This is a genomic window from Vibrio sp. 10N.247.311.13 (genome assembly GCF_041467595.1).
Lineage (GTDB): Bacteria > Pseudomonadota > Gammaproteobacteria > Enterobacterales > Vibrionaceae > Vibrio > Vibrio crassostreae_C.
Window position 1 is genome coordinate 33,774 of sequence record NZ_JBFSUX010000001.1, and the last position, 21,429, is coordinate 55,202.

At 44.6% G+C, this 21,429-nt stretch carries 21 protein-coding genes; 5 read left to right on the top strand and 16 right to left on the bottom strand.

Annotated elements, in window-relative coordinates; translation table 11 throughout:
• Positions 1-100: 100 nt before the first annotated feature.
• From nusB to AB6E52_RS00210, 12 genes are all read right to left on the bottom strand, one after another.
• Positions 101-568 carry a transcription antitermination factor NusB gene (gene nusB, locus AB6E52_RS00155; RefSeq protein WP_004734399.1) on the bottom strand — a complete coding sequence of 156 codons (468 nt, stop codon included), beginning with the start codon at positions 566-568 and terminating at the stop codon, positions 101-103.
• Positions 568-1,038, bottom strand: a complete 471-nt coding sequence (gene ribE / locus AB6E52_RS00160; protein ID WP_004741508.1) for a 6,7-dimethyl-8-ribityllumazine synthase — start codon at positions 1,036-1,038, stop codon at positions 568-570. Before ribE ends, nusB begins: the two co-directional genes overlap by 1 nt.
• A 295-nt stretch (positions 1,039-1,333) precedes the next feature.
• Positions 1,334-2,443 carry a bifunctional 3,4-dihydroxy-2-butanone-4-phosphate synthase/GTP cyclohydrolase II gene (gene ribBA, locus AB6E52_RS00165; RefSeq protein WP_017080063.1) on the bottom strand — a complete coding sequence of 370 codons (1,110 nt, stop codon included), beginning with the start codon at positions 2,441-2,443 and terminating at the stop codon, positions 1,334-1,336.
• 108 nt (positions 2,444-2,551) lie between these two features.
• Positions 2,552-3,208: a riboflavin synthase gene (locus AB6E52_RS00170; protein ID WP_102319946.1), complete on the bottom strand. Its 657-nt coding sequence runs from the start codon at positions 3,206-3,208 to the stop codon at positions 2,552-2,554.
• A gap of 69 nt (positions 3,209-3,277) precedes the next feature.
• Positions 3,278-4,357 carry a bifunctional diaminohydroxyphosphoribosylaminopyrimidine deaminase/5-amino-6-(5-phosphoribosylamino)uracil reductase RibD gene (ribD, locus tag AB6E52_RS00175; RefSeq protein ID WP_017060785.1) on the bottom strand — a complete coding sequence of 360 codons (1,080 nt, stop codon included), beginning with the start codon at positions 4,355-4,357 and terminating at the stop codon, positions 3,278-3,280.
• A gap of 40 nt (positions 4,358-4,397) precedes the next feature.
• A complete protein-coding gene (gene nrdR, locus AB6E52_RS00180) occupies positions 4,398-4,847 on the bottom strand; it encodes a transcriptional regulator NrdR (RefSeq protein ID WP_004734394.1) in 450 nt (149 codons plus the stop codon).
• Between the two features lie 156 nt (positions 4,848-5,003).
• Complete coding sequence (locus AB6E52_RS00185) at positions 5,004-6,254, bottom strand: glutamate-5-semialdehyde dehydrogenase (protein ID WP_102319945.1); 1,251 nt, start codon at positions 6,252-6,254, stop codon at positions 5,004-5,006.
• 66 nt (positions 6,255-6,320) lie between these two features.
• Positions 6,321-7,505 (bottom strand): glutamate 5-kinase, encoded by a 1,185-nt coding sequence (gene proB, locus AB6E52_RS00190; protein ID WP_012604650.1) that lies wholly within the window; start codon positions 7,503-7,505, stop codon positions 6,321-6,323.
• 76 nt (positions 7,506-7,581) lie between these two features.
• Complete coding sequence (gene crl / locus AB6E52_RS00195) at positions 7,582-7,971, bottom strand: sigma factor-binding protein Crl (protein ID WP_017060787.1); 390 nt, start codon at positions 7,969-7,971, stop codon at positions 7,582-7,584.
• A 144-nt stretch (positions 7,972-8,115) separates the two neighbouring features.
• On the bottom strand, positions 8,116-9,369 hold the full coding sequence (gene frsA / locus AB6E52_RS00200; protein WP_017060788.1) for an esterase FrsA: 1,254 nt from the start codon (positions 9,367-9,369) through the stop codon (positions 8,116-8,118).
• 89 nt (positions 9,370-9,458) lie between these two features.
• The gene (tet(34), locus tag AB6E52_RS00205; RefSeq protein WP_009847475.1) at positions 9,459-9,923 is read right to left on the bottom strand and encodes an oxytetracycline resistance phosphoribosyltransferase domain-containing protein Tet(34); all 465 of its coding nucleotides are present in this window, start codon (positions 9,921-9,923) and stop codon (positions 9,459-9,461) included.
• An 84-nt stretch (positions 9,924-10,007) separates the two neighbouring features.
• On the bottom strand, positions 10,008-11,297 hold the full coding sequence (locus AB6E52_RS00210; protein WP_017060789.1) for an NCS2 family permease: 1,290 nt from the start codon (positions 11,295-11,297) through the stop codon (positions 10,008-10,010).
• 1,063 nt (positions 11,298-12,360) lie between these two features.
• Here AB6E52_RS00210 and AB6E52_RS00215 point away from each other — a divergent pair.
• Positions 12,361-13,833: an aminoacyl-histidine dipeptidase gene (locus AB6E52_RS00215; protein ID WP_017060790.1), complete on the top strand. Its 1,473-nt coding sequence runs from the start codon at positions 12,361-12,363 to the stop codon at positions 13,831-13,833.
• 138 nt (positions 13,834-13,971) lie between these two features.
• Here AB6E52_RS00215 and AB6E52_RS00220 read toward each other — a convergent pair whose 3' ends face one another.
• Positions 13,972-14,511: a DUF3332 family protein gene (locus AB6E52_RS00220; RefSeq protein WP_017069508.1), complete on the bottom strand. Its 540-nt coding sequence runs from the start codon at positions 14,509-14,511 to the stop codon at positions 13,972-13,974.
• 271 nt (positions 14,512-14,782) lie between these two features.
• Between AB6E52_RS00220 and AB6E52_RS00225 the strand changes: the two genes are divergently transcribed.
• Entirely contained in the window at positions 14,783-15,829 is a 1,047-nt protein-coding gene (locus AB6E52_RS00225) for a succinylglutamate desuccinylase/aspartoacylase family protein (RefSeq protein WP_017060792.1), read from the top strand.
• 202 nt (positions 15,830-16,031) lie between these two features.
• Here the strand turns inward: AB6E52_RS00225 and AB6E52_RS00230 are convergent, their stop codons facing one another.
• On the bottom strand, positions 16,032-16,349 hold the full coding sequence (locus AB6E52_RS00230; RefSeq protein ID WP_017069509.1) for a DUF3622 domain-containing protein: 318 nt from the start codon (positions 16,347-16,349) through the stop codon (positions 16,032-16,034).
• Positions 16,350-16,703: 354 nt separating this feature from the next.
• Between AB6E52_RS00230 and AB6E52_RS00235 the strand changes: the two genes are divergently transcribed.
• On the top strand, positions 16,704-17,711 hold the full coding sequence (locus AB6E52_RS00235) for an adenosine deaminase (RefSeq protein ID WP_102319944.1): 1,008 nt from the start codon (positions 16,704-16,706) through the stop codon (positions 17,709-17,711).
• 67 nt (positions 17,712-17,778) lie between these two features.
• Here the strand turns inward: AB6E52_RS00235 and AB6E52_RS00240 are convergent, their stop codons facing one another.
• Entirely contained in the window at positions 17,779-18,963 is a 1,185-nt protein-coding gene (locus AB6E52_RS00240; RefSeq protein ID WP_102319943.1) for an NnrS family protein, read from the bottom strand.
• Positions 18,964-19,251: 288 nt separating this feature from the next.
• On the opposite strand from AB6E52_RS00240, the gene AB6E52_RS00245 reads away from it, so the two are divergent.
• Complete coding sequence (locus AB6E52_RS00245; protein ID WP_017063327.1) at positions 19,252-19,806, top strand: gamma-glutamylcyclotransferase family protein; 555 nt, start codon at positions 19,252-19,254, stop codon at positions 19,804-19,806.
• Between the two features lie 46 nt (positions 19,807-19,852).
• Here AB6E52_RS00245 and AB6E52_RS00250 read toward each other — a convergent pair whose 3' ends face one another.
• Positions 19,853-20,185, bottom strand: coding sequence for a tRNA-binding protein (locus AB6E52_RS00250; protein ID WP_017060796.1), 333 nt, complete (start codon positions 20,183-20,185; stop codon positions 19,853-19,855).
• Positions 20,186-20,382: 197 nt separating this feature from the next.
• Between AB6E52_RS00250 and AB6E52_RS00255 the strand changes: the two genes are divergently transcribed.
• Positions 20,383-21,381: a substrate-binding domain-containing protein gene (locus AB6E52_RS00255; RefSeq protein ID WP_102319942.1), complete on the top strand. Its 999-nt coding sequence runs from the start codon at positions 20,383-20,385 to the stop codon at positions 21,379-21,381.
• Positions 21,382-21,429: the final 48 nt, after the last annotated feature.

Below are 21,429 nucleotides of genomic sequence, written 5' to 3' on the forward strand. Positions count from 1 at the left end.
TTAGTCTCATAAAAATCGCCGTAATCATGGATATTACAGAAATTTAGTTACAAAAAAGGCCAGCACAAAAGCTGACCTTTAGATTCAATATACGAACGTCTTATTTCTTACGAACGTGCGGTGCAGCTTTATCAAGCACACCGTTAACAAACTTATGGCTGTCTTCTGCTGCAAATACTTTTGCAAGCTCGATAGCTTCGTTGATAACCACTTTGTATGGTACATCTTCGCGACGAGTCATCTCGTACATAGCTAAACGTAGAAGCGCTAGTTCCATCAGATCCAGATCTTGCATAGGGCGAGATACGAATGGACGAAGCTTGCTATCAAGTTCCATGTGGCTAAGAGCAACACCAGTTAGTAGGTCGCGGAAGTATGCAACGTCTGTTTCTGGCATAGCAAGAGCAGGCTCTGCAGCATGATGCTCTTCTTCATCATACTTACCACCAGATAAGAACTGTTCTTCAACGGTAGCAATATTTTCTTTAGTAATTTGCCAAGAATAAATTGCTTGTAGAGCAAATTGACGTGCGTTACGACGTGCGGCTGGTTTCACACTGGCCCCCATTAGGAATCGATTTCAGAAAGAACGTTGATCATCTCAAGTGCGCTAAGTGCTGCTTCTGCACCCTTATTACCAGCCTTGGTTCCTGCGCGTTCAATAGCTTGATCGATCGTATCAACAGTAAGAACACCAAACGCTACTGGAAGAGAATATTCCAGAGACACTTGTGCCAAACCTTTATTACATTCACTACAAACATAGTCAAAGTGAGGTGTACCGCCACGAATTACTGTACCAAGAGATACAATCGCATCGAACTTACCTGTTTTTGCAACGCGCTGCGCTACAAGTGGAAGTTCTACTGCACCAGGGCAACGAACAACAGTGATGTTGTCTTCGCTTACTTGTCCATGACGCTTTAAAGTATCGATTGCACCAGAAAGTAAACTTTCGTTAATAAAACTGTTGAAACGAGCAATAACGATAGCAATTTTTGCATTTGGCGCTGGGAAGCCACCCTCGATCACTTTCATAAGCCTTCCTTTAACTATTTTCATCAAGTGAGAATCGCCGGATTCTAGCACAAAACTGTGAGCAATATCTAATGGTAATTTAGAAGAACAGACACCGGCAATGTAAAGATGATAAAGCAGCGCTGATCCCAAGCATATAGGAACAGCGAGTAACCAAGTTTGTGTGTTGAACACGTTTTGAGTCGGACTTGGCTACTTTGCTCTTTTGGCAAGATTTATCACCAAAAGAGCCACTGAAATCATCGGTAAATTATGTTGCTACAAACGGAGAAACGTCTGCTTGCTAACGCATGGTTTATTCGCAAACGTACTCAACAACGTTAAGGCCAAAACCACCCAATGCGTGGTAACGCTTAGTGCTTGAAGAAAGCAGACGCATATCGTGCACACCTAGATCTTGAAGAATCTGAGAACCGACACCAACACGACGCGAGGTACCCTGCTTCTTCGCCATAGTTGGCTGCTCGTTCTTGTCTTGCGCTTCGAATGTCTTCACTTTGTGAATCAAAGAATCAGACGACTCTTCGTTGCCAAGAATAACCAACACACCGCCTTCGTCGCCAATACGCTTCATCGCTTTATCTAGCGACCAGCTGCGTTCAGTACCACGGTCTGAATGAAGCAGATCGGTGAACGTGTCATGCAGGTGAACACGTACCAAAGGAGCACCTACAGACAAGTCGCCTTTTTGCATTGCGTAGTGGATCTGGTTATCAATCGTGTCACGGTAAGTCACAAGCTCAAAATCACCAAACTCTGTTGGTAAATGGCATTGTGCTACACGCTCAATCGTTGTTTCTGTGTTGTTGCGGTATTCAATCAAGTCAGCAATCGTGCCTAGCTTGATGTCGTGTTTTTCAGCAAACACTTCAAGGTCAGGGCGACGAGCCATAGTACCGTCGTCGTTAAGGATCTCAACGATAACCGATGCTGGCTCGCAGCCTGCAAGACGTGCTAAATCACAACCTGCTTCTGTGTGTCCTGCGCGAGTCAGAACACCGCCATCTTGCGCTGTCAGTGGGAAAATATGACCAGGTTGAACAAGATCAGCCGCTTTCGCATCTTTCGCCACTGCCGCTTGAACCGTCACTGCACGGTCTGATGCAGAGATACCCGTTGTTACGCCCTCTGCCGCTTCAATCGAAACAGTAAAGTTAGTGGTGTACTGTGCGTTGTTATCTTGAACCATAGGCGCTAGACCCATGCGGTTTGAACGCTCTTTGGTTAGCGTCAGACAAATTAAACCACGGCCGTACATCGCCATGAAGTTAATCGCTTCTGGCGTCACATGTTCTGCTGCCATGATCAGATCGCCTTCATTTTCGCGATCTTCATCATCCATCAGGATAACCATTTTTCCTAGGCGAATGTCTTCAATAATTTCTTGAGGAGTACTAATTGGCATTGTTCTATATCCTTTGAAATGGTTCTGCTTCCTAGAACCGACACTATTTAAACCTGATGATATTGCTTCGCTTTACAAAGTCTCGCTTAACGCACTTTGTATCAACGGTTAGGCAAAACCATTCTGCTGTAAGAATTCCATCGTTAATCGAGATTCAGGCTCAGATTCTTGTTGCTGGCCTTGCAGTAAACGCTCCATGTAACGTGCTAATACATCAACTTCTATATTCACTTTACGACCGACATTGAATTGGTCGATGGTGGTTTCTGAAGAAGTATGAGGAACGATAGTCAGCTTGAATGCGTTCTTACGTAAATCGTTCACAGTCAGGCTAATGCCATCAACTGTTACTGAGCCTTTTTGAGCCACGTATTTTGAGATTTCTGCTGGCATTTCTACCCAGAATTCAATCGCACGGCCAACTTGGTTACGTTCAACAATCTCACCCACGCCATCAACGTGACCAGACACTATATGTCCACCGAAACGCGTGGTTGGTAACATTGCTTTCTCAAGGTTAACTTTATCGCCCGCTTGGTAATCGACAAAACCCGTTTTTTTCAGGGTCTCAAGCGAAAGATCTGCACTGTAGCTGTGGTCGTTATATTCAACAACTGTCAAACACACACCATTGGTAGCGATACTGTCGCCTAACTTAACGTCAGCCATATCAAGCTTACCAACATTAACCGTTACGGTGATGTCTTCTCCGCGGGGAGTGATTGCACTCAATGTACCTACGGCTTCTACAATTCCTGTAAACATTTTAAAACTCTTTTTGTTGTCAACGACACGTATGTAGTTGGAGTAACTATTTCCACTGTGGTTTCGTTACTATCTGTTTCGAAATACGGGTTTCGCAACGATGCGAATATCCACACCAACCTGTCGAACATCTTTAATTTCTAGGTCAATAACGTCAGACATTGAAGTGAGCCCTAATGCACCCATCAAACCTCGTCCGTCACTGCCCATAAGTTTAGGTGCTAAATAAAGGATTAGCTCATCCACCAGCTGCTCTTCAATCAAGCTTTTTGCCAATGTTGCGCCCGCTTCGACCCAAATATGGTCGATATGATTGGCAGGTAATTGACGCATCAGATCGTGCAAATCGAGCTGACCTGCATCTGTGGTTGCGACTTCAATATCAGCAGATGCTTCGGCAACTCTCAACACCGATGTTGGAGTCTGGAATAACTTGAGTTCAGGACGCAGTTGGTTTTGACGATCAAGAATCACGCGAATCGGCTGACGCAGCTCGTCTTCAGCGTAATGACCTTTGATACTGCTTGGCAACTCTGCCCAACGAACATTCAACGACGCGTTGTCTTCAATCACCGTCTGGCTAGTTGACAACACAGCGCCTGATTTTGCTCGGTAGTTCTGAACATCACGACGTGCTTCTGGCGATGTGATCCACTGGCTTTGGCCATTTTCCAATGCCGTTTGCCCATCAAGGCTAGCGGCCATCTTTAACTGAACGAATGGCATGCCAGTTTGCATACGCTTGATAAATGCAGGGTTCAAGTCGAGAGCGTCTTGCTCTAGCAAACCGATTTCAACCTCAATACCCGCATCGCGTAGCATTTTGATACCACGACCTGCGACTTTTGGGTTTGGGTCCTGCATGGCACAAATCACTTTGGCTACTTGAGCCTTAATCAAACCTTCAGCACAAGGCGGCGTTCGACCGTAATGAGAACAAGGCTCTAGCGTGACATAAGCCGTCGCACCTTTTGCTTTGTCGCCTGCCATTCGCATGGCATGTACTTCAGCATGAGGTTCGCCAGCTTTGGCATGAAAACCTTCACCAACGATCTGACCGTCGGTTTGTACAATGACACAACCCACATTAGGGTTTGGCGCAGTAGTGTAAATGCCGCGTTTTGCTAACTGAATAGCACGCGACATCATTTGAAAATCTAGGGGAGTAAAGTTTGACATGATTGAGGAGTTAATCCTCTAATTTAGCGATTTCTTCGCCAAACTCTCGGATGTCTTCAAAGCTGCGGTAAACAGAGGCAAAACGAATGTACGCCACTTTATCCAATTCTTTCAATTGGCCCATCACAAGATTACCAATCATCTCGCTTGGTACTTCACGCTCACCAGTTGCACGGAGTTGTGACTTAATCGTACTGATCGCAAGTTCAATCGCGTCAGCACTCACTGGGCGTTTTTCTAGGGCGCGCTGTACACCACCCACCATTTTATCTTCATTAAATGGTTCGCGGTTTCCATTCGACTTTATGACTTTAGGCATCACAAGTTCTGCCGATTCGAACGTAGTAAAACGTTCACTACATGCAAGGCATTGACGGCGACGACGAACCTGATGGCCATCGGCTACCAGTCTTGAATCGATTACTTTAGTGTCGTTCTCTGAACAAAAAGGACAATGCATATCACCTCCAAATAATTGAATATCAGTGTAACGGAATTGCCAAACGTTAGGAAAGAAAAAGGGCCAATTAAGGCCCTTTTGTGTGGTGATTCATTGATTATTGCTACTCGACCGCCATTTCAAAAATGAGCTGAGGAGTAAAATTAACGACCAGCGTTAACCGCGGACTAAATAGTTCGCTTTACCTACCCATTTGTAGCTTGTCAGCTCTTCTAAACCCATTGGGCCGCGAGCATGCAATTTCTGAGTAGACACGGCAACTTCAGCACCTAAACCAAACTGTGCTCCATCAGTGAAACGTGTTGATGCATTCACATAAACCGCTGCAGAACCAACAGAGTTAATGAAACGCTCTGAGCTCTCTAAGCTATTGGTCATGATCGCATCTGAATGACTCGCGTTGTGTACACGCATGTGGTCAATCGCTTCTGCCACATCCGCTACCACTTTCACGCCTAGCGTGTAGCTTAGCCATTCAGTGTCAAAGTCGCCTTCAACCGCATCACGTTGGTCTTCAAAACCCGCTAGCAGCGATTTTGCACTGGTATCAGCAACTAAGGTTACCTTGCCGTCTAAACGCTGTTTCAGCTTAGTTAGGAAAGCTTCAGCAACCGCTTCATGCACTAGCAGTGTATCTAACGAGTTACACGCCGATGGACGTTGAACTTTTGAGTTTTCGACCACATCGACAGATTTCTCAAGATCAGCGCTTTCATCAACGAAGATATGGCTGATACCAAAGCCGCCGATGATTACTGGGATGGTGCTGTTCTCTTTACACATCTTGTGCAGACCAGCGCCGCCACGAGGAATGATCATATCCACGTAGTCGTCCAGTTTAAGCAGTTGAGAAACGAGTTCACGATCAGGCTTCTCGATGTACTGAACAGAAGCGGCTGGAAGCTCCGCTTTCTCTAATGCAGACTGGATAACCTTAACCAGTTCCATGTTCGAGAAAAACGTCTCTTTACCACCACGTAGAATGCTTGCGTTACCTGTCTTCAGACACAGAGCTGCAATATCGATGGTTACGTTCGGACGCGCTTCATAGATAACACCCACCACACCAAGTGGCACGCGGCGACGAGACAGCGACATACCGTTTTCTAGTACTTTGCTGTCAATTTCGCTGCCAACTGGGTCATTCAGGCTAATCACGTTACGAACATCGTTAGCGATACCGGTTAAGCGCTCTTCGTTAAGAAGTAGACGATCGAGCAGTGCGTCAGTTAAACCCGCTTCGCGACCTAATTCGATGTCTTTCGCGTTCGCTTCTAAAATCGTTGTTGCGTTTGCTTCTAGCTCATCAGCGATAATCGCCAATGCTTTATTCTTTTGCGCCGTAGATGCGGTCGCTAGGTGGAAAGCAGCGTCTTTTGCTGCGATACCCATGTTAGTTAAATCCACGTTTAACTCTCCCTAAATTCTGTCTGTCTTTGGATGCAAAAAGGTGATTCACCTTATCATCACGAGCTACTCTTGGATTACAACTAGGTCGTCACGGTGAATGACTTCTGACCCATAATCGTATCCAAGGATGTCGCCAATATCTTTACTGTGCTTGCCTGCAATTTTTGCTAGGTCTTGGCTTGAATAACTGGCGATACCACGCGCAATTACTTTGCCTTTGCTGTCTGTGACTTGGGTAACTTCACCACGAGAGAATTCGCCTTTAACTCGAACAACCCCTTTCGCCAACAAGCTGCTGCCTTTGGTGTTGACTGCGTTTACTGCGCCGTCGTCAACCACGATGTCACCTGCTGAAGCAGGGCCCGCTAAAATCCAGCGTTTACGGTTTTCAAGCGCTTCCGCTAAAGGCAAGAAACGTGTGCCTTGTGGGTTATCACTCAGTGAATCAAACACCACATTTTCAGCACTGCCCGCAGCAATAATCACTTCGATGCCTGCGCGACGAGCAATGTCAGCCGCCTGCAGTTTTGTCGCCATGCCGCCAGTACCCAACGTAGTACCGCTGCCACCTGCGATCTTACGCAGCGTGTCATCAATGGTTTTCACTTCTTTGATGAGCTCAGCATTTGGATCTTTACGAGGGTCAGCCGTAAACAGGCCTTTTTGGTCTGTTAGTAGCAAAAGCTTATCAGCACCGCACAAAATACCCACTAAGGCCGACAAGTTATCATTGTCGCCCACTTTAATTTCGTTGGTTGCTACTGCGTCGTTTTCGTTTACTACCGGAATAATATCGTGCTCAACCAGTGCGTTGATCGTGTCACGTGCATTAAGAAAACGCTCGCGATCATCGAGATCAGCACGAGTCAGTAGCATCTGGCCAATCTTAAGGCCATAGATAGCAAACAAAGACTCCCAAACTTGAATCAACTGACTTTGCCCAACTGCCGCAAGCAACTGTTTGCTCGCCATTGAGTTGGGAAGTGCGGGGTAACCAAGGTGCTCACGTCCTGCTGCAATTGCACCAGACGAAACCATAACCACAGAGTGGCCTTGTTTTTTTAATTCAGCACATTGACGAACCAGCTCAACCATATGAGCGCGGTCTAATGCCAATGTTCCACCAGTTAAGACACTGGTACCCAGTTTAACAACGACAGTTTTACGCTGTGTTGTTGTCCCGCTTTGATGATTTGTTGTCATGAAGTCTTTTATGGATAAAACAAATAAGAGGTGATGTTTTAGCAATCAAAAGGGGAATTCACAAGCAGAAAAGGTGCGAAATCGCACCTTTTTGCTTTATATAGAAGAGTAACCTTTAAAATTAGACGAATTCGACAGACTCTTCGTCTAATTGGATACTGATTTCAAACTTACTTTGAAGTTCATCAACCAGTTTCTTGTGGAAGGCTTCTTGAGTTCGAGAGACCTCAGCGACCGCCTTTTTAGGTAACGGCAAAGAATCCCAGTTACCATCGATGTTGTACTTGCCGATATTGTACTTCGCCGAATATCCCTCTTCCGACTTATCCAATTCCAGCCACCAGCCCCAGAACTCGCGTTCTTCTGGTGATTTTTTATCGTTCACACATACAGACAAGCAATCAAAGATATAGTGGCCTTCTTCTGATTGCGGTTCCCTTAAGTAAGGCCCGATCGCCTTTAAAACATTCAACAAGCGGTAATGCGTAGGTTGTTGTGTCACTTCTGACATATTGAATCTCCATTTTCAATGTTAAGAATGACGTTACTCAGACTGTTATACGTAGAAACTACGCATTTGGATTTTATAAATGACCTCTGAGTATCAGGTACTTAGTTTGTACATTTTTCATGCTTAACTAATTTAGGAGAAATGTCATCTAAATAATTCATCCTCAAGCCACTTTATCGCCAATTCGAGGGATTGCTCATAACCTTGTGTAATTGACTTAGCTTTGATTTTCTTCGCTTTTCCGTAATCACTGTAAATAGCAACCAGTTGATTATCCATTGGCGGTGAAACCGGGTCGCCTTCCAGAGCCAATGCCAAGATAGGAACACTGGTTTTACTGTTTGACAGCAAACCTTGTACCTTGAGTGACCACGCCATCAACTGCCCAGAAAGGCTATTGATATCGACCGCCCCTTTACCAAGGCGCGAAGCCAACACATCTAGATGCATTTTAGGCATCTGCTTAAGTTTGTCTGCATGAACAAAGATATCGTGAATTGGCGCGCCTAAAGAAATACACGCTTTAATCTTATGTTGCTCGAGGAAAGATAATCTCACCATCGCATTGCCACCGAAGCGGAAACCAAACAAGCCGACTTTGTGGTGATCGACCCATGGGATGTTAGGCAATTCATTCAGCACTGCTTGGTGAAGACAAGATGAGTCTTCTGTTAACGGCCAATGTGCACTGTGCCCTATTGATGGCATGTCTACCGTTAACATAGCAATGTTCTTAGGTGCTAAATAATCCCTAAACAGGCGCCACATATCGGTTTGCAAGCTATCTAGACCCGCGCTGACAATCACAACCGGTTGTGGTTTATCTGTCTTGGTTAGATGCAAGTTCGCTTTGATCTTCTTGTTTTGGTATGGAATATCAATCTGCTTGACGATCAACTTAGTGTGCTTGATCGCTTCAGAATACGCTGCGTTGGCCAACACTTGAGCCTGAGCTGCCAAGTTGTCGTTCTTGAGGTGTGGGTAACCCGCAATACTGAAGCACAACGATGCGGAAAATAGCTCTTCAGCCATCTCTTCACCATTCTTCTCATTAGAACGATTTTGATGCTGCATACCCAGCTTGGTCCATTCGTATGCCCAGTTACCACTTCGGTAACCCATGACCGTATCAAGCCACTCATCGGTTGTACGAGAGTTATCTGATGACGCGATGCGAGCCAATACCGCTTCCTGCTCTATTGGATTAACGCCTTGCCATACCCACTGAAGACGTCTTAGGTTTCGATACCATGATGAGTTTTGCTGTTCACGTTTCTCATCCAATAGCGCTTCAGAGCTTGGCATGTATTGTGTCAACATTGAGGTCTCTTTCGCTTGCTTGTGCTTTACAAACAAAGTTTCCGAAAGGTTCGAGCTCGTTTCTTCTGGTTCAGACATTGGAATACTTAATAAGAAATGGTTGTTACTAATAATATAAAAAAAAATGACCCTATAAAGGGTCATTTCTCAAAAAACTAAGTTTACGCTTATTTTGACTTGCGATTTACTGGCTCTACGTAGCTTAGGCTAGTATCCCAAGGTTGCTCAATCCATGTATCTTGAGCGATATCAACAATGTACTCGTCTAGCAAATCAGCGCCAGATGGTTTTGCACATACAGCGATCAGTTTCGCTTTAGGGTACATTTCGCGAAGCTTACGTGCAGTGTCACCACTATCAACCAAGTCTTCAACGATTAGGAAGCCTTCGCCGTCACCTTCAGGTGCTTTAACTACTGTCATATCACGTTGGTGATCGTGGTCGTAGCTAGAAATACAAATCGTATCTACGTGACGAATACCTAGCTCACGAGCCAAGATTGCACCAGGAACCAAACCACCACGGCTTACTGCCCAGATGCCTTTCCACTGCTCTGCTGGCATTTGCTTTTCAGCAAGTTGACGGCAGTAAGTCTGCATGTTGTCCCAAGTGATAACGAATTTGTTGCTCATAGTATAAAACCTAATAATTTTGTCATGTTATTAGAGGCTATTTCAAACATAGCCTCTTCAGCGATTAAGCAGAAATCTAGACGATTAAGCGAAAATGTATTTAAGAATAAAGATAGCCGACATTACCCACACAGCAGGTGAAACGTCGCGACCTTTACCACTTAGCAGCTTAATTGCAGCGTAAGCGATGAAACCTAGTGAGATACCCTCAGCGATAGAGTACGTCAGCGGCATAAGCAGACATGTTACCACGACTGGTGCTGCTTCCGTAAGATCACGCCAATCAATGCCAACTAGGCCAGACATCATCAGAATTGCTACATAGAAAAGTGCACCTGATGTTGCGTAAGCCGGAATCATACCTGCAAGTGGCGAGAAGAAAAGAGCCAGTAGGAATAAGATACCAACAACAACAGCCGTTAGACCGGTACGGCCGCCTTCAGCAACACCCGCAACACTCTCAACATAAGAAGTAGTATTTGATGTACCTAGCAGTGCACCAATAGATGTTGCTGTAGAGTCAGCAAGCAGTGCTTTGTTCAAGCGAGGTAGTTTGCCGTCTTCTTTGATTAGGTTTGCTTTCGTTGCAACACCAACCAGAGTACCCGCTGTATCGAACAAATCGACGAACAAGAACGCGAATACCACTGAAATCATACCGATTTCAAATACAGCAGAGAAATCAAGCTGCATGAATGTAGGAGCAAGGCTTGGTGGTGTAGACATGATGCCGCCGTATTGAACGTCACCAATAACAATGCCAAGAGCTGTGATAGCTAGAATCGCAATCATTACTGCCCCTTTCACGCCACGGTGAACAAGAGCAATCGTTAGGAAGAAACCAAGTGAGCCTAGGATAGGAGCAATCGCGGTAATGTCGCCCAGTGAAACTTTAGTTGCTGGGTTAGAAACAACGATGCCTGCATTGCTAAGCGCAATAAACGCTAGGAAAAGACCGATACCTGCAGAGATACCAACACGCAGAGACATAGGGATCGAGTTGATAATCCATTCACGGATCTTAAAGATGCTTAAGAAGATGAAGATTACGCCTGATACGAAAACCGCTGCCAGAGCAACTTGCCACGTATAACCCATACCCATTACAACAGCGTAGGTAAAGAATGCGTTCAAACCCATGCCTGGAGCTTGAGCAATTGGGTAGTTAGCAACAAAGCCCATGATGAAACAGCCAATAGCAGCCGCTAAACAGGTTGCTACAAATACAGCGCCATGGTCCATACCAGCATCAGCTAGAATCATTGGGTTTACAAAAATGATGTAAGCCATTGTTAGGAAGGTTGTTAGACCTGCGATGATTTCAGTGCGCACATTGGTGCCATTTTCACTGAGTTTGAATAGCTTTTCGAACATTATCGAATCCTATAAGGGTAAAAAGTAAACGGTTGCGTAATCGATTGGCTGTGGATTATAAAGTTATCAAATAACAAATTCCAGATAGAATTAAGGCTCTAATCGATATTTATCAGAATGCCGTATGAAACAAAGCGATTAAAAATGAAGATATCATCGATAAATAACCATTAAAAACAAACAATTAACAACAATAGACTCACTAAAACTAGTTGGTTGTTTTTTCTACCATCGGTTATTTTCATTGATAATCTAGCCAGTAAATTCTGAATTCAAACTCACAATAGTTATGTATTTTTCAACAGGATCAGTAATAAGGCGCAAATTGATATTTCGGCGTTTAAAAAACAACCACGCAGAACAGCAAGGAAAGTGACAAGCGAAAGCGGTTTGGAAAAGTAGCAGGCAAAAAAAACGCCACTCAAAACTGAGTGGCGGTAGAATCTGTCAACCAAAAGGGCTGTAAAAGAATTCCAATATATAGGGGTGAACAAAACTGTTCGAGTTACATGCTTACGGTATTAGTAACCAAAGCTTGTAGGGTATGCAAAGTTGCTAGTGTAAACAGAGCTGTTAATCCAGAACATTGCAGATGGTAAACCTTTCATAACTATCACCTTAATAAATCAATAAAAAACGAATTTGATTTCTCGGTTCCTTGGAGGCGATAAAACGGACTCATCCTTTGAGCATTTACTCTTCATCTCAGAAGTTGGTTATTAATATACCCTAAAGAAAAAAGATTACAAGTATTTTTTGCTATACGTCACATTTTTGGCCATTTACGGTTATTTTGCAAACTTATTTTGTAATAAAACTACAAAATAGAATTAAACAAACGTTTGCCTGCTCCATTTATAAGCATCAAGGCGCTTAGCTGTGATCAGATGGACAAGATCGCTTTCAAAATTTGAGCTATTTGAGGTTTAGAACCGCTACTCGTCAAAACGCTCAAGTGGTATGCTGTTGCCATCAAAACAGACCCATATTTTAGATTTTTGTTCTAGGTTTTTCCCCATACAAAACCTAAATATATGGTTATTAAATAAAAAAGGAGTCATCCGTGTCTGAATTCCATTCTGAGATCAGTAAATTATCCCCTGCCCCTATCTGGCAGTTCTTCGATAAGATTTGCTCAATCCCACACCCTTCTAAGCATGAAGAAGAGCTTGCTCAATACATTATTGCTTGGGCAACAGAGCAAGGCCTAGATGTACGTCGTGACCCAACGGGTAACGTATTCATCAAAAAGCCAGCAACGGCGGGTATGGAAAACAAAAAAGGTGTAGTGCTACAAGCTCACATCGATATGGTTCCACAAAAGAACGAAGACACAGTTCATGACTTTGCTAAAGATCCAATTCAACCATACATTGATGGTGAGTGGGTTACAGCTAAAGGCACAACGCTTGGCGCTGATAACGGCATGGGCATGGCTTCTTGCCTAGCGGTTCTTGCTTCAAACGAAATCCAGCACGGCCCTATCGAAGTTCTACTAACAGTAGATGAAGAAGCAGGCATGACTGGTGCTTTCGGTCTTGAAGCGGGTTGGTTAGAAGGCGATATCCTTCTTAACACCGATTCAGAGCAAGAAGGCGAAGTGTACATGGGTTGTGCTGGCGGTATCGACGGCGCAATGACATTTGAAATTGCTCGTAATGCGATTCCAGCTGACTTCGTAACACGTAAGCTAACGCTAAAAGGCCTAAAAGGCGGTCACTCTGGTTGTGACATCCACACAGGTCGTGCAAACGCAAACAAACTGCTTGCTCGCTTCCTAGCGGGTCACGCAAAAGAGCTAGACCTTCGCATCGTCGAATTCAAAGGTGGTAGCCTTCGTAACGCGATCCCTCGTGAAGGTTTCGTAACGGTTGCTGTTCCTGCGGCAAACCAAGAAAAACTGGCTTCACTATACAACTACTACACTGAGCTGCTTTCAACAGAGCTAGGTAAAGTAGAAGACAGCATCGTGACTTTCAATGAAGAAGCTTCTGTAGAAATGGGCGCACTTGCGTCAGCAGACCAAGCTCGCTTTATCGCGGCACTTAACGCATGTCCAAACGGCGTGATTCGTATGAGTGACGAGATTGAAGGTGTTGTGGAAACGTCTCTAAACGTAGGTGTTATCACAACAGAAGAGAACTCAATCACAGTACTTTGCCTGATCCGCTCTCTTATCGATTCAGGTCGTAGCCAAGTAGAAAGCATGCTTCACTCTGTTGCTGAACTAGCAGGCGCTAACATCGCGTTCTCTGGTGCTTACCCAGGTTGGAAACCAGACGCAGATTCAGAAATCATGCATATCTTCCGTGACATGTACGAAGGTATCTACGGTCACAAGCCAAACATCATGGTTATCCATGCTGGTCTTGAGTGTGGTCTATTCAAAGAACCTTACCCGAACATGGATATGGTTTCTTTCGGCCCAACCATCAAGTTTCCGCACTCTCCTGATGAGAAAGTGAAGATCGACACCGTTGAGCTATTCTGGAACCAAATGGTTGCATTGCTTGAAGCGATCCCAGAAAAAGCTTAATTCGATAAGCTATGTTTGTTCAGTAAATGGTGTTTTACAGTAAACACCGTTTATCTGAGACAAAATAAAACAGGTACTCAATGAGTACCTGTTTTTGTATCTAATCTTTGTAGCTACTACTTGTGACTAAATAAACAATTAAGCGCGTGAAGCCGCGTAGCTTTCTAGCTCATCAATTGAAGTTTGTGCCACAACTTCGCCATCGATGAAGTACGTCACCATCTCGCCATCACGAACACCGATTAACGTCGCACGCTCACCAGACTGGTAAGTAATGTCCATTTGGATCGTGTTTTCATCAATCTGCTGCATTTGACCTTTTTCGATCACATCTGCACTCGTGATAGGACCCACTGGCGCTTCCGTTAGCGACGGATCAAGTTGGTGGTTGATGTCTAGGTAAGTATCAGTCTTAGTATCAAAGATGTGCGGAGCACCTGTTAGTGGGTTGCTACCAGTCCAGAACTCTAGTGAGTTGAATACTATGTAATCGGCAGCAACTGTTAGACCGTATGCAGGTGCAAGTAGAATGTTCAAACCACCACGAGCGTAACGGTTATCAACAGCCTTGATGTTGAACTTCATTAGGTAACCCGTTACTGCGTTGCTACCAACACAGCCAGATAAAGCAACAGATACCACCGCTAGTGCTACAACTTTTGAAATTGTTTTTTTCATTTTGATCTCAATATTTGAATTTGGCCGCCAAAAAATGGCGGTGGATAATACCAACGAACTGAATGACAAATATCAGCTCTAAGTTAATGTATTGTCATAAAATTCAAAATTTTAAACACCCTTCAATTAGCCAGATAAAAAACTGAAACCAATTCAGAAGCCCCTTCATAAAAAACTTTTGTCGTCACCGTAAAGCGATTGATTCGTACTAAAAATCAACGATTGCTACATTCCGTGTTAACGAATTATCACCATGTTGAGAACAACCTAAATGGCAAGACTAAAACCTAATCAACCATTCGAATTACTTGGTTATACTGTTCAGCCAGGACAGCGAATGGAGATTGAACTGCAAGCGGCTCAGCTTTACACGCATTCTCCACTTTCGATCCCGATTGAAATTATTCACGGTCGCCAAGCAGGCCCAACACTGATGGTAAATGCGGCTATCCACGGCGATGAGCTAAACGGTGTTGAGATTGCACGACAACTGACCAATGCGATTGATCCAAAGAAACTGAAAGGGACATTAATTGTTGTGCCTATCGTTAACGTATTTGGCTTTATCCATAAATCTCGTTACCTACCAGACCGTCGTGACCTAAACCGTTGCTTCCCTGGCAGTGAGAAAGGATCGTTAACATCACGTATCGCTTACACCTTCTTTGAGAACGTGGCAAAGCACTGTGATTACATTCTGGATCTACACACGGGCGCGATTCACCGTACCAATCTGCCACAGATTCGTGCAAACCTATCGAACCCTGAGACACTGCGCATCGCAAAAGCGTTCGCAACACCCGTGATTATTGATTCTCCACTGCGCGACGGTTCACTGCGTAGCGAAGCGGAAAAACTGGGTATTCCTGTATTAACTTACGAAGGTGGTGAAGCGCTGCGTTTTGATCACCTCGCGATTCGTGCGGGTTACCTTGGCGTGCATCAAGTGATGAAAGAAATCGGCATGCTGCGCCCTAACCGTAAGAAGTTACCAGAGCCAGTATTGAGTAAATCCACCAGCTGGATCCGCGCTGAATCAGACGGTATTTTGCGTAACATGGTAAGACTTGGCGAACAGGTTGAAGCAGGACAAACCCTTGCTTACATCAGCTCTCCATTGGGTCACCAAGAAGGCCAAGTGATCACAACCAAAGGCGGTATCGTGATTGGTCAGCAAACTCTGCCTTTGGTCAACGAAGGTGATGCTGTGTTCCACATCGCTTACTTCAAGCAAGACGATGAAGAAGTAGGACAATCAGTAGAAAGCTACATTGAAGAAGTGGCAGAAGACGATTGGCTAACTGCACTGAATAACTGATCAGACAATGCTTAACAGTTTAAGAGCTCGACGTTAAAAGCGAGAAGCCAAACCGAGCTCTTAAACACAATAAAACAGAACTCCACAAACTAAAAAGCCCCAAAACACTTTTAACTCGAAAGAAAAAAGTTGTATCGGGGCTTTTTTTTCACAAATCCCTTATCTTAAAATTAAGGGATCTATAAATTAGTCATGCACTGAATTATTCAGCGTCTTGTTGCTCTTCTGCACGAGCTTTAGCGCGCGCTTCACGTGCTTGCTCAGCTTTAAGCTCTTTAGTGTGACGTAGTTCGTCACGCTCTTTACGCTGCTCTGATTTACGCTCGTTACGTTCAGCTTGGTTAGCGATGAAAGATGCTAGCTCTTTCTCTGCCCACTCTTGTGCTAGAGCTTCAGTTTCGAAACCAGACTCACGCTTAGATACTGTAGTGCTGCGAGACGTTACTTGACGAGTAATCTCTGCACACCAACCGTTGCGTTTTTCTGTAAGGCGGATATCAAATTTTTTGTTCTTAGACATGTTCTATTTTTTCCTAAGGGAGATCATTAAGGGATCGGTCAACTTTGATAACTCCATCTAAGTGAGCATCTTTTAACACCATCCCTTGGTAAGCGCGGTATTAGAGCACAAATCAATGAATATTGCTGCAAATATTTGCAGCGGATCACACTCCAATGCTGCAAATCGTTTGCGCCTAATTTCAATCGGTTCATAACTCTCGGTTCACCATCAACTTCTATCCTATTTTATCGATAACAATGAAATGAACTATGCTCAAACAGAGATAAATGAAAGAGATACCTGCTTGCTCAGGTTTATAGACTCTACTGTCTCACCTACTCCGCTCATAATTAAAATAGCTAAGGAGTTGCTATGGATAGCTTCATCAAAAATTTACCCAAAGTTGAGCTGCACTTACATATAGAAGGCACATTAGAGCCAGAGCTGATGTTCCAACTCGCCAAGCGTAATAACCTGTCGATTCCCTTTGAGACCCCAGACCAAGTTCGAGACGCGTACCAGTTCCACAATCTTCAATCCTTTCTCGATATCTATTACCAAGGTGCAAACGTACTGATTCATGAACAAGATTTCTACGACCTGACGTGGGCTTATCTGTTGAAGTGTCAGCAAGATAATGTGGTTCATACTGAGATCTTCTTCGACCCTCAGACTCACACTGAACGCGGCATTGACTTTGAAGTCATCGTTGACGGGATTACTCGAGCTTTGAATCAAGTGGAGCAAGAGCTTGGTATCAGCAGCCAACTGATCATGTGCTTTCTGCGTCATCTCGATGAAGACAGCGCTTTTGAAACACTCAAACAAGCCCTTCCTTATAAAGATAAGATCATTGCCGTTGGGTTAGATTCATCAGAACAGGGCAATCCACCAGAGAAGTTTAAACATGTATTCCAAGAAGCGATCAACCAAGGCTTTCTGACTGTCGCGCACGCCGGAGAAGAAGGCCCAGCACAAAATATTAGCGACGCACTGAGCTTGCTAGGCATTACCCGAATTGATCATGGCGTTCGCTGTGTAGAAGATGAAGAGTTGATGGAACAGCTAATAGCAAAACGTACACCACTGACCGTCTGCCCGCTGTCGAATACCAAGCTCAAGGTGTTTGAGACCATGCAAGAGCACAACATCGTCGAGTTGCTGAGAAAAGGGCTGTGCGTCACCATCAATTCCGATGATCCGGCTTACTTCGGCGGCTATATGAATGATAACTTCCTCGCCGTCGCCAATGCTCACCCAGTGACCAAAAACGAATTGGCGCAGTTCAGTATTAATGCCATCGAAGCCAGTTTTATCTCGCCTCACGCCAAGGAAGATCTCATCACACAGGTACGCCAATACCTTGCTGCGAGTACTTAATGAGTTATCAAGATCAAAAAGGGAAGCTCTGAGCTTCCCTATCTATATCAATAGATAACTAATTGGCTTAGCCCGGGTGACCATCCACTCTTGGCGTTAACAGCATCATCCCAAATTTCCAGATAAATAGACCGAACGCTAACGTCCATAAACCCGCGCTGATATTGACCATCTCAAATAAATACGCCGGGAAGAATGTCACACCTAAACTACGAACGAGTGCCGCGATAAATATAGCCGAGAACGCCAAAGCCATACTTGGCCCTTTATAGATAGCACGGCCAGTATGTCCCATTGTCACTCGCGTGATCATCGCCAGAATTAACCCACTCAAACCGCCAATCGCAAACAGGTGCAGCATGTTATGGCTCGCGAACGGGTTATCTATCAAACCGCGTAACAGCAAGCTGAGAGGGATACATAGGTAAGCCGCATGCAGCGACCACACCAAGGGTTCTGATAGTGTTGTCCAAGGCTTCCAGCGGATAAAGCGCACCAACTGTGTCACACCTGCAAATACCATCAACTCATTGCCGACTTGAGCAAAGGTCAATGGGAAGAAGCTCAACACAAATAAGCCAACCAAAGGTAGATTGGCTAACCATTCCAACCAAACCAAGGGCTGCACTTTTTCGAAATCAAAACGACGCGCTGTAAAGAATGGGAGCACTCGCCCACCCATCACTGATAACAGCAAGGTAAACCACCACAACATAGCCTGCCAAACTGCAGACGATGGGAATGGAGGCATCCCCTTAATGGTCGCGTAACTAGCAAAGTTCGCCACGATAGCCAATATAAACAGTGGCACAAAGAATAGATTCTTCCAGCCTTTCGACTTCACGACTCGGAAACCAATTTCGTAGGCGGCGAAGATTAAGAACAGCGCCTCAACCGACGAGATCAGCCATAACGGAGCGGGTGTCCAAAACAGAATACGAGGTGCGAGCCACAAACCGACTAGCGCAGCTAATCGATAATGCTTGGTGCCATTGACACCCGTCCACGTTTGTACTGCCGTTAACACAAAACCGACCACTATCGCCATTGAGAAACCAAACAGCATCTCATGCACGTGCCACCACAGTGCGGGAACTTTTAAAATCTCAGGCTGACCGTTTTGGAACATGATGACCCAAGCGACAATCGCAATCACGGCATAGAGACTGCCTAAAAAGAAGAAAGGTCGAAAGCCTAAACGCAGGTAGGCTGGAATCGCGTCTTCTACACTTTTATCTGTGATATTTAACAAACTCGCTCCTAATTCTCAGATAAGCGGCCAAGGTATTACCTAAACCAAATTTTGTATGCATCAAATCCGATGCAATATGCAGATAACACTGCATGAAACGCGCCAATTAGATAAAACCAGTAAAAACAGCGACTCACGAGATTCACTAGCCAATAAACAAGTCAAAAAAACACAACCAAAAGAGTCATAAAGACATATAGATGTATAAATAGAAACTTACTGACTTTTGGTATCTCGCCACATATAGTAAGACTAGACTTAAATGGAACAACTCAGACAAGGAATGCGATGTATATTTTTGGTTATGGCAGTTTAATCAACTCATCTTCACGCCAGCTTACCGGTCAGACAGGGCAAGCGATCCCTGCGATTGTTCATGGCTTAATTCGCCATTGGAGCAAGATCGATGACAGCTATGTGTTATCACCTTTGATCGTCAATCTCGGCGAGGGACAAGTGAATGGTGTGTTGCTTGAGGTGGATGATATTGCACTGGCTGAGTTTGATCGCCGTGAGCGTGGTTATCACCGAATCGAGTTAAAGGCCTCTCAGATAGAAAGCCAAGATGAGTTCAAACAGGATCAATCTATCTGGGTTTACATCAAAGACGAGATTGAAGCACCTTGCGAAAACAGCCCTATCGTCCAAACCTATGTCGATACGGTATTGGCAGGATGTTTAGAGGTGTCTGAAAGCTTTGCGGCGCACTTCGTTAAACACACACAAGGTTGGCATCACCCATTAGAAAATGATCGCCACCAGCCTAAATACGGCAACCTTGCTGGGGTTTCCGATCACCATCACAGTGTGATTGATGGCTTGATACTAACTGTACGCAGCTAGTTGATTTAGGTTGGTGAACACATTGACTCACCAACCTAAAGTGAGCTTAAACGACACGAATACCTGCTGGCATCGCACGTTCAGGTGTTAGCAATACACTTTCAGATTCATCTTCCGTTTCTGCACAAAGCAACATGCACTCAGAAGTGTGGCCTCTCATCTTCGCCTTCGCTAGATTGCACAAAACAACAACCTGCTTACCCATCAACTCTTCTTCTGTGTAGTAAGGGACTAGGCTGGTCACCGTTTGCAGTGTCTTGTCACCAACATCCACTTGCACTATGTAAAGCTTGTCGGCGTTTTCATGACGCACAACCTCAATGATCTTACCCACACGCATTTCTAACTTAGCAAAGTCACCATAAGAGACAGTATCCATTTCTCACTTCCTATATTGGTTTATTTTCACTCATTAAATCATTTACTAAAATTAAGTAAAATGTAAATGTTTACACTAGCATTAAGCCTAATAATTACAAGCGGTAAAGATCTCATTACTGGAAGTAAAATGAGAGTTTCGTTGCCTTACTATCATTGTCGGTGTTAAATAGATGAAGCAATGTATAGAGGTTAAAAATGGCAACAATTAAAGATGTAGCAAAGGAAGCTGGTGTTTCTGTTGCAACCGTATCTCGAGTGATCAACAAGTCTCCCAAGGCGAGTGCAAGCTCGGTAGAGTCTGTAACTAAAGCGATGTCTAAACTTGGCTATCGACCGAATGCCAATGCTCGAGCGCTGGTAAGCCAAAGCACGAACACTGTTGGTGTATTGGTCGGTGACATCTCCGATCCCTTTTTTGGCACGCTGGTTAAGGCTGTCGACAATGTCGCTCGTGAGAACGGAAAACATATCCTTGTCGGTAATGGCTCGCACGATCGTGAAGAAGAGAGACAAGCGATTGAATTGCTGATTAACAGCCGTTGTGACGCCCTGGTGATCCACTCTAAAGGCCTCACCGACGAAGAACTGATTGCCTATGCAAAAGAGGTCAAAGGCTTAGTACTGATCAACCGTTATATTGCTGAGATTGCCAACCACTGTATTTTCTTAGACAACAAAAAAGGTGCGTATCTTGCGACGGAATATCTGATCCGCCATGGCCATAAGAACATTGCCTGTATCGCCTCATCGCATAGCATTGAAGATGCCGATGAGCGTATCCAAGGTTACTTAGCGGCACTCTCAGATTACAAAATAGCGCTCTCTGACAGCTATATTGAATACTCAGCGCCGACCAGTGACGGGGGCGAATACGCCATGACTAACCTTCTGACTAAGTCACTGCCAATCACTGGCATTGTGGCGTACAACGATTACATGGCAGCTGGTGCTTTGTCTGTCCTTGATGAAAACGGTATTCAAGCGCCAGACAAAATGTCGATCATCGGTTTCGATGATGGTTTGATTGCCCGCTATGTTCATCCAAAGCTCACCACTATTCGCTACCCGATTCAGATGATGGCAGAGAAAGCGACACGACTCGCGTTGCACTTAGCCAAAGGTGAAAACACCTCAACGGAGCCAATGATGTTCTCTCCGACTTTGGTGCGCCGTAATTCGGTAGAGAAAATCTAAGCTCTGGTCAACTCACCAAACAACAAACAAAAAAAGCCCTAACAGAAT

What these genes read in the sequence shown, in the direction of transcription:
- nusB (WP_004734399.1), bottom strand. Translation starts at nt 568, where the DNA reads ATGGGGGCCAGTGTGAAACCAGCCGCACGTCGTAACGCACGTCAATTT.
- AB6E52_RS00220 (WP_017069508.1), bottom strand. Translation starts at nt 14,511, where the DNA reads ATGAAAAAAACAATTTCAAAAGTTGTAGCACTAGCGGTGGTATCTGTT.
- ribD (WP_017060785.1), bottom strand. Translation starts at nt 4,357, where the DNA reads ATGATGTCGCGTGCTATTCAGTTAGCAAAACGCGGCATTTACACTACT.
- AB6E52_RS00210 (WP_017060789.1), bottom strand. Translation starts at nt 11,297, where the DNA reads ATGTTCGAAAAGCTATTCAAACTCAGTGAAAATGGCACCAATGTGCGC.
- AB6E52_RS00245 (WP_017063327.1), top strand. Translation starts at nt 19,252, where the DNA reads ATGTATATTTTTGGTTATGGCAGTTTAATCAACTCATCTTCACGCCAG.
- AB6E52_RS00230 (WP_017069509.1), bottom strand. Translation starts at nt 16,349, where the DNA reads ATGTCTAAGAACAAAAAATTTGATATCCGCCTTACAGAAAAACGCAAC.
- AB6E52_RS00235 (WP_102319944.1), top strand. Translation starts at nt 16,704, where the DNA reads ATGGATAGCTTCATCAAAAATTTACCCAAAGTTGAGCTGCACTTACAT.
- AB6E52_RS00250 (WP_017060796.1), bottom strand. Translation starts at nt 20,185, where the DNA reads ATGGATACTGTCTCTTATGGTGACTTTGCTAAGTTAGAAATGCGTGTG.
- AB6E52_RS00170 (WP_102319946.1), bottom strand. Translation starts at nt 3,208, where the DNA reads ATGTTTACAGGAATTGTAGAAGCCGTAGGTACATTGAGTGCAATCACT.
- AB6E52_RS00255 (WP_102319942.1), top strand. Translation starts at nt 20,383, where the DNA reads ATGGCAACAATTAAAGATGTAGCAAAGGAAGCTGGTGTTTCTGTTGCA.
- ribE (WP_004741508.1), bottom strand. Translation starts at nt 1,038, where the DNA reads ATGAAAGTGATCGAGGGTGGCTTCCCAGCGCCAAATGCAAAAATTGCT.
- nrdR (WP_004734394.1), bottom strand. Translation starts at nt 4,847, where the DNA reads ATGCATTGTCCTTTTTGTTCAGAGAACGACACTAAAGTAATCGATTCA.
- AB6E52_RS00225 (WP_017060792.1), top strand. Translation starts at nt 14,783, where the DNA reads ATGGCAAGACTAAAACCTAATCAACCATTCGAATTACTTGGTTATACT.
- crl (WP_017060787.1), bottom strand. Translation starts at nt 7,971, where the DNA reads ATGTCAGAAGTGACACAACAACCTACGCATTACCGCTTGTTGAATGTT.
- frsA (WP_017060788.1), bottom strand. Translation starts at nt 9,369, where the DNA reads ATGTCTGAACCAGAAGAAACGAGCTCGAACCTTTCGGAAACTTTGTTT.
- ribBA (WP_017080063.1), bottom strand. Translation starts at nt 2,443, where the DNA reads ATGCCAATTAGTACTCCTCAAGAAATTATTGAAGACATTCGCCTAGGA.